Annotated in this window: 13 protein-coding genes; 12 read left to right on the top strand and 1 reads right to left on the bottom strand. The window is 68.5% G+C overall.

Annotated elements, in window-relative coordinates; translation table 11 throughout:
• The first annotated feature begins 36 nt into the window (after window positions 1-36).
• The 10 genes from B073_RS0123905 to B073_RS0123950 all read left to right on the top strand — a co-directional run bounded on the left by B073_RS0123905 (window position 37) and on the right by B073_RS0123950 (window position 10,215).
• Window positions 37-1,227 carry a cytochrome P450 gene (locus B073_RS0123905; RefSeq protein WP_018540608.1) on the top strand — a complete coding sequence of 397 codons (1,191 nt, stop codon included), beginning with the start codon at window positions 37-39 and terminating at the stop codon, window positions 1,225-1,227.
• Window positions 1,228-1,253: 26 nt separating this feature from the next.
• A complete protein-coding gene (locus B073_RS0123910; RefSeq protein ID WP_026247675.1) occupies window positions 1,254-1,457 on the top strand; it encodes an MbtH family protein in 204 nt (67 codons plus the stop codon).
• Window positions 1,454-2,665: an MFS transporter gene (locus B073_RS0123915; protein ID WP_018540610.1), complete on the top strand. Its 1,212-nt coding sequence runs from the start codon at window positions 1,454-1,456 to the stop codon at window positions 2,663-2,665. Before B073_RS0123910 ends, B073_RS0123915 begins: the two co-directional genes overlap by 4 nt.
• A gap of 145 nt (window positions 2,666-2,810) precedes the next feature.
• Window positions 2,811-2,951, top strand: coding sequence for a hypothetical protein (locus tag B073_RS49085; RefSeq protein WP_199788187.1), 141 nt, complete (start codon window positions 2,811-2,813; stop codon window positions 2,949-2,951).
• Between the two features lie 457 nt (window positions 2,952-3,408).
• Complete coding sequence (locus B073_RS0123925; protein WP_234025151.1) at window positions 3,409-4,434, top strand: ParB/RepB/Spo0J family partition protein; 1,026 nt, start codon at window positions 3,409-3,411, stop codon at window positions 4,432-4,434.
• Between the two features lie 185 nt (window positions 4,435-4,619).
• Window positions 4,620-5,114: a hypothetical protein gene (locus B073_RS40875; RefSeq protein WP_051094167.1), complete on the top strand. Its 495-nt coding sequence runs from the start codon at window positions 4,620-4,622 to the stop codon at window positions 5,112-5,114.
• 370 nt (window positions 5,115-5,484) lie between these two features.
• Window positions 5,485-6,825, top strand: coding sequence for an FAD-binding protein (locus B073_RS0123935; RefSeq protein ID WP_267881433.1), 1,341 nt, complete (start codon window positions 5,485-5,487; stop codon window positions 6,823-6,825).
• 842 nt (window positions 6,826-7,667) lie between these two features.
• A complete protein-coding gene (locus tag B073_RS0123940) occupies window positions 7,668-8,657 on the top strand; it encodes an ABC transporter ATP-binding protein (RefSeq protein ID WP_018540615.1) in 990 nt (329 codons plus the stop codon).
• Entirely contained in the window at window positions 8,654-9,427 is a 774-nt protein-coding gene (locus tag B073_RS0123945) for an ABC transporter permease (protein WP_018540616.1), read from the top strand. The genes B073_RS0123940 and B073_RS0123945 overlap by 4 nt, the downstream gene beginning before the upstream one ends.
• The gene (locus B073_RS0123950; RefSeq protein WP_018540617.1) at window positions 9,424-10,215 is read left to right on the top strand and encodes an ABC transporter permease; all 792 of its coding nucleotides are present in this window, start codon (window positions 9,424-9,426) and stop codon (window positions 10,213-10,215) included. Before B073_RS0123945 ends, B073_RS0123950 begins: the two co-directional genes overlap by 4 nt.
• 170 nt (window positions 10,216-10,385) lie before the next feature.
• Here B073_RS0123950 and B073_RS46595 read toward each other — a convergent pair whose 3' ends face one another.
• Window positions 10,386-10,616: a hypothetical protein gene (locus tag B073_RS46595; RefSeq protein WP_158690196.1), complete on the bottom strand. Its 231-nt coding sequence runs from the start codon at window positions 10,614-10,616 to the stop codon at window positions 10,386-10,388.
• A gap of 441 nt (window positions 10,617-11,057) precedes the next feature.
• Between B073_RS46595 and B073_RS0123960 the strand changes: the two genes are divergently transcribed.
• Both B073_RS0123960 and B073_RS0123965 read left to right on the top strand, forming a co-directional pair.
• Window positions 11,058-12,209: an NAD(P)/FAD-dependent oxidoreductase gene (locus B073_RS0123960; RefSeq protein ID WP_018540619.1), complete on the top strand. Its 1,152-nt coding sequence runs from the start codon at window positions 11,058-11,060 to the stop codon at window positions 12,207-12,209.
• Window positions 12,210-12,226: 17 nt separating this feature from the next.
• Window positions 12,227-12,790, top strand: coding sequence for a hypothetical protein (locus B073_RS0123965; RefSeq protein ID WP_018540620.1), 564 nt, complete (start codon window positions 12,227-12,229; stop codon window positions 12,788-12,790).
• Window positions 12,791-12,823 lie beyond the last annotated feature (33 nt).

Consider the following 12,823-nt stretch of genomic DNA (forward strand, 5'->3'; position numbering starts at 1 on the left):
AGCCGTTGTCCCGATCGACGGCGGAATACAGAGAACATGACTGACACCACCACAGCCGTCACCAATGGCCTGCCGACGCTCCGGGAACGGCCACTCGACCCACCCGGAACGCTGCGTGCCGGGGGCGCGATCCGCCGGATGACCTTCCCCGACGGCTACCAGGGCTGGCTCGTCACCGGGTACCGGCAGGGCCGGCAGATCCTGTCCGACAAGCGCTTCAGCTCACACGCCTCGCACAAGCACCTGGCGTTCCCCTCCAACCGCCCCTCGGACCTCGAAGCGGACATCCCGGGCCTGTTCGAGCATCTGGACCCGCCGGACCACACCCGCTTCCGCAAGCGGCTCGCCGGCCAGTTCACCCTGCGCCGGATGCGTCTGCTCGCCACCCGCATCGAGGAGATCACCGCCCAGTACACCGACGCGATGCTGCGCACGGGACCGCCCGCCGACCTGGTCACGGACTACTCGGTACCGGTCTCCTCGCAGGTGATCTGCGAGCTGCTCGGGGTACCGGTCGCCGAGCGCGACCGGTTCGTGGGCAACTCGGAGAACCTCCTCCGCCTGGACATCGAGCCACAGAAGGTGCAGGCATCCCTGAAGGACCTCGTCGACCTCACCGGCGAGCTCCTCATGCGCAAGAAGTCCGACCCCGCGGACGACGTACTGAGCGTCCTGGTGACCGGCGACGACATCACGATCGAGGAGTCCGTCGGCGCCACCTTGCTGCTCCTGGTCGCCGGGCACGAGACCACGGCCAACATGCTCTCGCTCGGTACGTACGCACTCCTGAACAACCCCGACCAGATGGCGCTGTTGCGCGCGAACGAGGCACTGATCGACAGCGCGGTCGAGGAACTGCTCCGCTTCCTGACCATCGTGCACGTGGGCGTACAGCGCTCTCCCACCGAGGACGTCGAGATCGACGGCGTGACCCTGGGCAAGGGGGAGACGGTGCTGATCCACCTCCCCACCGTCAACCGCGACCCCGAGCAGTTCACCGACCCGGACCGCCTCGACATCACCCGAGGCGGGCACAGCCACCTCACCTTCAGCCACGGCATCCACCAGTGCCTCGGGCAGCAACTGGCCCGCCTGGAGCTGCGCATCGGCTACACCGCGCTGCTGCGCCGCTTCCCGGACCTGCGCATCGCCGGGAACCCGGACGAGATCCCGATGCGCTCCGACATGACCGTCTACGGCGTGCACCGGCTGCCGGTGACGTGGTGACCGGCAGCGGCGACAAGGAGAGCACGATGACGCATCCGTTCGACGACCCCGACGGCGTCTACCAGGTCCTCGTCAACGAAGAACAACAGCACAGCCTTTGGCCGAACGACCTGCGCGTGCCCGCCGGCTGGTCGCCGGTGTTCGGCCCGGACACCCGGGACGCCTGCGTCGACCACGTCGAGTCCCACTGGCTCGACCTGCGCCCGGCCTCGACGCGGGCGAGGCGGTGACGACCGTGACGGCGGCGCGGTCGCCCCTGCGCAGCCCGCAGTTCCGCAGGGTCATCGCCGCGGAGTTCACCTCGTCCGTCGGTACCCAGATGACGACGCTCGCGCTGCCCTGGTTCGTCCTGATGACCAGCGGCTCACCGGCCCGCATGGGCCTGGTCTTCCTCGTCCAGATCCTGCCGGTGCCGCTGCTCAGCATGCCCGCCGGGCTGCTCGTGGCCCGCTGGGGCGCCCGCCGCGTCACGATCGTCGGAGACCTGTGCAGCGCGACCCTGGCCGCGACCGTCCCCCTCCTGTACGTCGCGGACATGCTGCCGTTCTGGGCCCTCTTGGTGATCGTGGCCGGCATCGGCTGTGTCGCATCGGCCTATCTCTCCGCGCAACGCATGCTGCTCACCGAGACCATCGACCTGGACGAGGGCGTCGTCACCGCGGGCAACGCCCTGTTCGAGACGGCGACCTCGACCGCGCGCCTGGTCGGCCCGGCCATCGCCGGCTTCCTCATCGCCCAGCTCGGCGCGCTCAACGTGCTGTGGATCGACGCGGCGTCGTTCGCGGTGTCGGCGGCACTGCTGACCGGGCTCCCACACCGCGCGCCGATGCCGGTGGCGTCCTCGACGCACCACATGACCGAAGGCGTGCGCTACCTGTTCAAGGACCCGGTACTGCGCACGATGTCGCTCGCCGCGCTCGGATACGGCACGCTCATGCCCGTTGTGCTGCTCGCGCTGCCCGTCATCGCCAAGAGCCGCTACGACGCCGACCCTCATGCGGCCGGCTGGCTCTTGGCCGCGTGGGGCGGCGGCACCGCGTTGGGCACCGTCGTGGTCGCCCGGCTGGCCCGCAAGATCCCCCCGACCCGGTTGGCGGCGGCGGGCGGTGCCGGCGCCGCGGTCGTGCTGTGGCTGCTGCCCTGGGACCAGCCGGTCACGACACTGGTGCTGACCGTGGCGGCCAGCTGCATGTTCCTGCCCGGGGTGACCGCGCCCGCCGTGTCGTTGATGATGCTGCGCCCACCCGAGCACCTGCGGCCGCACGTGTTCCCGGTGTTCGGCGCCGCCGTCTTCGTCGCGAGCCCGATCGCCTACGGGGTGGCGGGCGTACTGTTCGAGCAGCTCTCGGTCGGCACGGTGCTCACGGCGGTCGCCGTGGGAGCGAGCCTGTGCGCGCTGGTGCTGCTGACCCTGGTGCGCCGCCCGGACCGGCCCTGAGAACCGATCCGGCGGCCCGGATCGATCCCAGCTCATCCAGCCGAGCCCCTTGCAACCGCGCCAGGCACGGGCCGAGGTCGCACGCCGGCACGCCAAGGTGACGGACCGGCGACGTGACCGGCCGCACAAGCTCTCCACAGACACGATGCGCGACAACCAAGCGCCCTGTGCGCAAGACCTTGCGGTCAAGGGCCTGGCCCGCACCCGCCTGGCCACGTCCGTACCCGACGCGGGCCGGTCGACGTTCGTCGCGATGCCGGCGGGGCCGTCCACGACCGCGACGTGAACGCAGCACGCAACATCCGGTCCGCTGGACGAGCGGACCGTCCAAACGCCTCGCAGAGCGCCGGTAAGACCAGGGCGAAGTCCCCGCACAGCGCGTCGAAGCAGGAAGCCACCGGAAGGGCCGGACGACCCAGGCCCAAATCCCCGGCCTTCAGGCCGGAAAGTACGTCAACGTCAAGGCTCCTGCTCACACCCCATGCTCAACCGTCACACCTGCGGAACGACACTGTCGACCCACCCCGTGCATTCCTCGGAGAGAATGGCTGATCTCGTGTCATGGCTGATCCTTTGCTGTGTCATTCGCTGTTGTTGACGAGGAAGTTGTTGTCCAACGTAGGCTGCGTGAATCCGATAGCCGCTTGAGCGGAGAGTGACTCGGATCGGCTCGAGAAGGCTCTGTTCCGCTTCGCCGTGACGGGGCCGGCAAGCAACCAGATCGTTGACCGAGAGGCTGCCTGGTGACCGAGACAGTTCACGCCGATGTGCCCGTGAAGAACAGCCACCGAAACTTTTCTGCACCCGAGGTCGAGAGCGGCGGTCTCGCTGTCGGGAAATGGACCACTCGGGTGGACATCAGGTCGCTTTTGCCGGCCGACTCTCCCCGTGCGACTGGAGAGAACATCAAGCACACCCGCTTGCTGGCCGAATCCGGGGCGCGGCTGCCACCCATCGTCGTGCAGCGCTCGACCATGCGCGTCATTGACGGAATGCACCGGCTGCGGGCAGCCGTGCTCCGCGGTGAGACCGAGATCGAGGTCCGGTTCTTCGACGGGGCGGAACAGGATTGCTTCCCCCTCGCGGTCAGGTCCAACATCGTGCACGGACTTCCGCTGTCCTTGGAGGAGCGCGCGGCGGCCGCCAAACGCATCATCCGTTCCCACGCCCAGTGGTCGAACCAGGCGATCGGCGAGGTGACGGGGCTGCACGCGAAGACGATTGCGGCGTTGCGACGGTCCACCGAGGGCGTGCCTCACGTGGATGCCCGGATCGGCAGGGACGGGCGGATCCGACCGCTCGACGGGGCGCAAGGACGCATGCTGGCCGGCGAATTGCTGGCTGAGCGCCCCGACGCCCCGCTGCGCCAGATCGCCCGTGCGGCGGGGGTGTCGCTGGGCACTGCCTCCGACGTGCGCCGGCGGATCCGCAGTGGCCAGGACCCGGTCCCGGCCGGACGGCGGACGGCCGCTGCGCCGTCACCGGCCGGGGGCACGGCACCGGGCAGCCGGCGCGGGGCGGCTGATCCGAGAGTCATGATGCAGAACCGGCGCGTCATGCTGTGGAAGCTGCGCAAGGATCCCTCACTGCGGTGCAACGAGGTCGGGCGCGCCCTGCTGCGCTGGCTGGAGGTTCAGGCAGTGGAGGGCGAGGAATGGGAGCGCCTGCTGGACAGCGTGCCGAGGCACTGTACGGCAGCCATCGCGGAACTGGCGCGGGGCTGTTCGGGGGTCTGGCAGGAATTCGCCGCACAACTGGAGCGGCGCTGACAGGCCGGTGCGTGACGTGTGCGAAGGGGCACGAGACTCTGCGGTGACGTCGAACCGGTTCCCAACAGTTCCCTTACGAGCTCTCTTGTAAACCAGGAAGAATGGCGATAGGAATTCGGCACAGATCTTGTCCGTGCCGGTCAGCCGTCACGTTCGGCCGACCCCGACTGCGAGTAGGTGCGGGGATGACCAGAATTCCAGCCCCCCGGTGGGGCGAGGGCGCACTACCGCGAAGATTCGGTCAGCGTCTCAACCAGCTGATTTCCGACATCTATCCCGACGAACATACGCGCCCCGGATATGCCCGGTTGGCCAGAGAAGTCCGGCAAGCCACCGGAGGGACTATTTCCGGGACGTATCTGTGGGAACTTGTGACCGGGAAAAAAGGGAATGTGACGCTCGATCAACTCGCTGTACTGGCCGAGTTCTTCGGAGTTCCCCCGGAGTACTTCCTCAACGATGAAGCGGCCGACCGAGTCGACTCCGAACTCGCGCCGGCGGGGGAACTGCGCCACGCCAAGGTCCGCAGTCTCGCGCTGCGTGCGGAAGGGCTCTCCATGGCAAACCTGGACGCACTGCTCATCATGGTGGACGAGGTACGCAGGATCCAGCGCCTCTCCAGCGCCGGAGGTGCCGCGAGGACAACGGGTCCGAAGGGCGATGTCGCAGAACACGGCTGAAGCCGCGCGAGGTCGCTCTGCCATACACCGGGCGGCAGAGCGACCTCGTGATCCCGTCACGGGAGGTGGTGTTCAACCCGGGAAATTCCCTGGTTGAACACGAGTGGCGCGGGCGGGCGTGACGCTGACGTACACGGCTCCCGTACCGACGGGACTGCCCCAGCCCGTCGGAAACCGACGTCGGTGCAGCCCGACTTTCGACCTTGCCCGCACTCGGGTGAGCGCTCGACACTTCTTGACGCTCTCGCTCGTCACACGAGATTCCCACCTGTGGAGATGCGGAACGACAAAATCCTTCACAGGCGCAACGGCGCAACGGCGCCACAGCGGTACACCAGAAGTGTCTTCCACAAGGAAAAGAGGCCGAACTGTGCTGGATACGGCGGTAATCGGGGCTGGAATGGCGGGGGCGGCGGTGGCAGCCGAATTGGCGCGAGCCGGTCGCGACTACATGGTGTTGGAGGCGGGCCCGAACCGAGGACGCCGGCACATCGCCGCAGACGAAGACTCCGCTCACCTGGCCGACCCGGCGCAGGATCCGTCCTTCGCCCCGTTCCTCGCGCAGCCCGGCACACTGTACGGCCCGATGTCCGGGTACCGGCGACGCCTCGGCGGGCGGAGCCTGTACTGGCGCGGGATCTGCCTGCGCGTCGAGGACGACGTCTTGCGCGAGTGGCCGGTCGAGGTACAGCGCGCTTTGCTGGGAACCGGCGACGAGCCGGGACTCTACGCGCGAACCGAGGCGGCCCTGCAGACGTGGTGCGGGGGAGTCGGGCTGACACGGGCCCGCACCGCGACGGAGGAGACGATGGTGAAGGAACTGGCCGGGCTCGGATACCCGGCCGTGCCGACTCCCCGGGCGATACGGATGTTGGGGCAGGGGCGTTGGGAGGCGTACTCCCCGGTCGCCGACCTGCCGCCGGAGCGTGTCCTTGCGGGGCATCGTGTCACTGCCGTGCGCAAGCGAGCCGGTGGCGGCTACTCGCTGGTCCTCGACGACGGTGACGACTCCGCACTCGATGCCCGGCACGTCGTCCTGTGCGCGGGCACCGTCGGCAACATCGAACTCGTCGACGGCCTGCTGCACGGTCGCAGCCCGCAACCGCGGCGATACTCCCTCGTCGACCACATGGCCTGCGGGATGCTCGTCGTGCACTGCGACGGTCAGCACGAGGCGATGGAGTCCTCGGTGCACGCGGGATTCGATGCGCCGTCCCGCTCCAATCTGATCGTTGAACGCCAACGGCACGGCGAAGGGGTCCTCCTGGACGCCTGGACCATGGGGGAGCAACCGCCGCAGGCGACGTCCACCGTCGTGATCGGCGACGCGACGAGCATCGTCCTGGAGCCCCCGGCCCGTGCCGCTCTGGACGTGGTACGCCGGGAACAGCGCAATCTGCTGGGGAAACTGGCCGGGCTCACCGGGCTCACCGCGCGCTTCCGCCAGGAGTACGTCTCCTTCGACGAAGCCCTGGCCCAGGCCGAGGCGCAACCGGGCACCGCCGTGGTCTACGACGCCAGTATCGGGGAACTCGACCACGAGAGCGGAGGCATGGCGCTGGACGGGGAGCACGTAGACGTCAGCGGACAGCTACGGGAAGCCCCTGGCGTGGCCGTCGCCGGTCCGTGCCTCTTCCCCCGGGCAGGAGCGGCCAACCCGAGCCTCACCACGCTGGCTCTGGCGCCGTACGTCGTCCAGCGCCTGCACTGACGCCGTGCGCTGCGCGCCCAGGGGCAGCCTTCGAGAAAACGGGCCGCCGCCGGCCTCGTGCCCGGGGCGAACCCACCGGTATGTCCCGCCGCCTCTCGCAACACCGAAGGCATTCCGCCACGTCGTTGCGATTCCTGCGCCGCTGCCTTCGATGTCCGTTGAGGAAGTCGCCGCCTTCGCGTCGGCGTGCGCTTCGGGACCAAGAGGATTTTCTCGAAGTACCGCATGGCCGGCAGCGCGCGGTCGACGCCAATGGGGCCACCGGTCGGGCCACCTTGCTGCACGGTCCCCTCACATCAAAGCTGTCTGGTACAACGTTGGTTGGGACGGTAGGGTCGGCGACGATCACAGGAACCGCACTTCATCGGCCATGTGTCTCGCAAGCCCTTACCGGCAGCTATGAGGAACTGCTTGAAAAAGTTCCGGCAGCATGGCAGTTGCTCATCGGCTGCCTCCGATATGAGCGTGTGGGGGATTATGCAGAATGGCACGTCGGGTGACCCCGAAATCCCCTGGGACGCGGCGGTGTCCGAGTCCGCGAACCCGGTGCAATCGTCTGTACGGCCGGACGCATTTCAGGTTCCGGGGCATCCGGGATTTCCGGAGGAACATCGTTCATGGGCCGGCCGACTTCCGGGCCGGTCCTGCGGAACGACCGTGCGGACAGCGATGCCGGGTGTTCCGCGGCCCCGGCCGAGCCACCGGTGACCGCGCAGCCGCGAGGGGCCGGGAGACGTCGGGGCGCCCCGACCACCTTGTGGGAGGCAGGTGTTGCGGGCCCCGGTTCGGGCCGCTGATGAGCGAACGGCCCCACCACTGACACCGAGCAAGGAGCCAAGCGCATGATCGAGGTCACCGGCCTCGGCCGAGTCTTCGTCAAAAGGGGGCGGAAGGCGAAACGCGACAGGCAGGGCGGACCGGCGGCGCGCAACAGCCGTATCGTCGCGCTGGACGGCGTGAACCTTTCCGTTCCCGAGGGCGAGACCCACGGCATCCTCGGGCCCAACGGGGCGGGCAAGACCACCCTCGTGAAGATTCTCAGCACCATGCTCCTGCCGACCTCCGGCCGGGCGCTGGTCGCGGGACACGATGTGACAGCGGAGGCGGACCGGGTCCGCCGCCGCATCGGGATCGTCTTCGGCGGCGATCACGGCCTCTACACCCGGATCACCGCCCGCCAGAACCTGGCGTTCTGGGCGACGATGTACCGCGTCGACGCAAGTGCGGTCAAGCGACGCAGCCAGGAACTGCTGGAACGGGTGGGGCTCGCCGACCGGGCCGACGAGCCCGTGGAGGGCTTCTCTCGCGGCATGCGACAGCGGCTGCACCTGGCGCGGGGCCTGATCGGTGACCCGGCCGTGTTGTTCCTCGACGAGCCCACCATGGGCATGGACCCCCTCGCCACCCGTGACTTCCGGGACCTGGTCCACGAGCTGAAGGCCGAGGGACGCACCATCTTGCTCACCACACACGACATGTCCGAGGCGGAGGCCCTGTGCGACCGGGTGTCCCTCGTCGACCACGGAACGGTCCTCGTGACCGAGCCGACCGCCACCATCGGACAGATGCTCTCCGGGCACGACCGCATCGACATCACCCTGCGCGAGGAGCAGTCGCATCTGCTGGCCGAACTCGCCGGCCTGTCCCAGGTGGAGCGGGTCGACAAGCTCTCGGAACCGGGAACCGCACGGATCCACACCACATCGGCGGACGCGAACCCCGCCGTACTGCGCTGGTTGCTGGACGCGGGTGTCGACACCCTGCGGACGGGGCGGCCCACCCTGGAAGAGGTCTACGTCCATCTCGTGGGGAACCGGGGGCTGACCGTATGAGCGTGCGCGTCATGGCGGCGGCGGCCAAAGTGCAGTGGAACACCAGCCGGCGGGCCCCCGAGCACATGTCGATCCTCATCACGGCGCCGGTGATGTCCGTGATCTTCCTGTCCATCGTGCGGTACAACGACCGCGACGACCTCGTGGCCAACGCCGTCATCGGTACCGGGCTGTTCGGCATCTGGTTCGTGGCCGTCGACGTTGCCGGCGGCGTCATCCAGAACGAGCGCTGGATGTCCACGTTGGATCTCGTCCTCGCGGCACCGCGGGCCTTCGCCCTGGTCGTCTGCGGACGCATCCTGCCGGTGATGCTGATCGGCGCCCTCACCCTGCTGGAGTCCTGGCTGGTGGCCACAGTGGGCTTCGGGGCCCACCTGTCCGTGCGGCACCCCGGCATCGCGCTGGCCGCCCTGACCGTGACGTTGCTCGCCACCGCGTGCACGGCCACGATGCTGGCGACGTTCTTCGTGATCAGCCGCGATACGACGATCTACCAGAACGCGCTGAGCTATCCCTTCTACATCCTCGGCGGCGTAGTGTTCCCGCTCTCCGTGCTGCCGGACTGGATCCAGCCCGTGGGGCGAGTCATCTTCCTGTCCTGGTCGGCCGACCTGTTACGCGACAGCCTGGCCGGTGACGAAGTCCATGACGTGGTGCCGCGCCTGGGGGCGATCGCGGGCCTGGGCGCCGTCGCGCTCCTCCTCGGCATCGTCCTCATCCGCAAGGCAGCCGACCGCGCCCGGCGCACCGGGATGGTGAGCCTGGCATGACGGTGAAGCAGGTCATCGGCCATGCCGCCGTCGTGGGCTTCGCCGAGTTCAAGCATGTGTACACCCTCAAGACGTGGCTGACGGGATGGATGCTGCGCCTGGTCAGCCAGGTGGTCTTCTTCGGCCTGGTGGGCAAGATGGCCGGCGACCACATCACCGCCGACTACGTCCTGTTGGGCAACGCGGTGACGGTCATCGCGATCGAGGCCACGCTCGTGATCACCACGGCGACGCTGGAGCGGTTCCAAGGGACCTACCCCATGCTCATCGTCTCGCCCACGAACATGGGGCTGGTGTACCTCGGCCGCGGTCTGCACTGGGTCGCGGCCGGACTGGGCAGTTCCGTCCTGGTCTTCGCGCTCGTGTGGGGCCTGTTCCGGCCCGACTGGAACTGGCGGGCGGCGGTGGCCGCCCTGCCGTGCCTGGCACTGATCGGGATCAGCGCCTATGCGTACGGGACGTTCCTGGCCGCGTGCTCGCTGCGCCACCACAAGTTCCGCTGGCTGTACCTCAACTTCGGCTTCACGCTCCTGATGACCTTCTGCGGTGCGAACGTTCCGCGGTCGTTCTGGCCCACACCGATCGAGTGGGCCACAGAGGTACTGCCCCTTACGCACGGACTCACCGCCATGCGCACCCTGGCGGCCGCCGGCCCGTTCTCCGTCGTCGTCGGCCAACTCGGGCTTGAGATCTGCGTCGCAGGTCTGTGGGCGGCGCTGACGCTGGTGTTCTTCGAACGCATCGCGGGCAAGGGCCGGCGGGACGGGTCGCTGAACTTCACGTCGTGACGGCCCCGGTGTGACGCCGGGGAGCAGCCAGGCACCGCAGCCCCGCGGGGATGCGCCGGGCGGGAGGGCGCCGTGAGGGCAGCTGTCCCTGTCGGGCGGCCCGATCGCATCGGGCCGCCCGAAGCCGTGTGCGGCCCGCTTTGAACTCTGCCGTCACCGAAGGGCCCCGGTCAGTGCGCCGAAATCCCCTCCCCGGGCGTCGCGCCGAAATCGATTCCGCCCATGGCAAGGACCTCCGGCCACACGCCCGACTGTTCACCGTGCGGGTCGGCGGGCTTCTTTTCACCCGTCAACACCGCCCATCTCCATACGGTTTTCGCCGCACACGTCGGCAATTTTTTCCTGACCGGAATTATCGAACGAGAGAAATGCGGTGTACTCTCGCCAGAAGTCTTCTCCATGGAGGCGTCATGAAGGATTCGCCGACCGTGATGGTTCCACCGGCCGTCGGAGAAATCACCGTTCCCAGCGGGCGCCAACGACGCCGAGGCTTGCACCAGGTCCCCTGGCTTCCACCATCGCGGGCCGGCGGGATATCCCATCTCTTCGGTGATTCCCTATTCTCGGAAAAGGAGCCGGAGTTACCGGATTCTGCCACCGGGCCCCGCTCTTCGAGGCCGAGCCTTTCCTCTTCGCCTTCGGCACCGGAGGGCCACCGTCGTGGCGAGCCCGTTGGGAAACGCGGGGACCGGCAAGCAGCCCGCCTGACGGTGCCGTGCCTCGACGCCGAGCTGTGCGGCCCGCACCAGCCATGGCGCACGGACGATCACCAGAGCACCGGTCAGCGGCCGTTCCCGTGGTATCTCCATCCGACCAGCACTCCCTGAAAGGAAGACGGCCCGATGAGCCGCAACATCCGTGTTGACGTGGCAGTGGTGGGCAATGGCCTGATCGGCATGTCGACCGCCCTTCATCTGCGTCGCAGGTATCTGTCCGTCGCGGTCATCGGGGGGACGACGCAGGGGCGCGCGTCCACCGCAGCCGCAGGGATGCTCACCCCGGCATGCGAGTACGACCCCTGGATGCCGGAACCCTTCTACGAGTTACTGCACGAGGGACTCGACTACTACCCCCACTTCCTGTCCGCTTTCGGCTTCGCTCCCGAGACGGTTGGATACCGCTCCACTGATTTCACCCTGCTGGACCTCGTGGAACGCCCGGACAGCCTTCAGCCCCGCACACAGTGGATGGACAAGTACGGCATCGAGAACAGGTGGCTCAGCGCCGCGGAAGTCTGCGACATGGAGCCGCAGTTGTCCCCCCGAGCCTTCCGCGGAGCCATCCGCATCAAGGGGGAAGCGGTGGTCAATCCACGGGCCCTGCTCCAAGCGATGACGGACTGGGCGTCCGAGGAGGGCAGCCAGGTGTTCGGCGGTGGCCTGGCCGGGGTCGGTGACGAGCAGGACCGGCTGCGCCTGACCACGAGCGAGGGCGACACGATCGTCGCCGACCGGGTGGTCATCGCGGCGGGTTCGTGGAGCGGACAGGTGGGCCGCGCCTTCGGCCTGCAGATCCCGGTCTGCCCGGTGAAGGGGCAGATCCTACGGCTGGCCGGCCCGCCCGGACTCCTGCGCAGCGTGGTGTTCATGCCCAGCGGTGGCTGCGGATCGATCGTCTCGCGGTCGCCCGGCGAATACATCGTGGGCACGAGCGAGGAGTACCTACGGCCGGAGGCGGACAACACGGCCGGCGTGGTCGGTGCCGTCCTCAGCCGGCTGTGCGCCGTCGTCCCCGAGGCGGCGGAGTGGCGCATCGACGAAATGTGGAGCGGATTCCGCCCCATGACCTCGGACGAACTCCCCATCGTCGGCCGCGCCGACGACCCCAGGATCGTGGTGGCAACGGGACATCACCGCAACGGGGTGCTGCTCACCCCCGTCACGGGCCGGCTCGTGGCGGCACTGGTCGACGACGAGGCCCCCGGCCTGAGCCTGGACCGCTTCCGCTACGGGCGCCCGCTGCGCCCGCACACCCGATTCGCCACCAAGTACTGACGGGCCCGGAGATTGCCATGAATTCCTTCACCCTCCGTGCGGCGCAGCCGCACGCGGACGAGACGACGGCCCTCCTCGACTGGAGCAGCAACCACCTCGACGAGCTGGAACGCTGGGCGACCCGTCGCCAGGTGCGCATCCCGGGGCCGATCCTGGCCGGCATCCGGCGCCGGTATGCCGAGGACGACGGCGGGGCACCGGCTTTTGTCCCTCCCGTCTGGAACCGGAAGCCGAACTCCGTGCCCGCCGAGCAGGTACCGCAAGCCGCCCTGCTGTCCGCGCTCGAACGTGATCTGCTGATGTACGCGGCGTCCTTGGCCGAGGGAGGCATCGACGATCTGACGGTGACGACCATGACGGGTATCCCCGCGGCGTTCTACGCTCCCGAGAACCGTCGGTTGTTCCTGCCCGACTGGCTGGTGGGGACGGTCTGCGACCGTCTCTTCGCGCCGACGGCACTGTTCCCCGAGCCACCGCCGTCCACCGTCTCGTGGCTGTTCTTCCAGAGCCTGGTCCTCACGCCGCCGTCCGAACCGTCCGGCCCTGCGGCGCACGTCCTGGGCATCCGGGAGTCGGACTGAAGGCGGGCCCGCTACGCGACTGCCGTGGCGGGC

Source organism: Streptomyces sp. MspMP-M5, from assembly GCF_000373585.1.
Classification (GTDB): domain Bacteria; phylum Actinomycetota; class Actinomycetes; order Streptomycetales; family Streptomycetaceae; genus Streptomyces.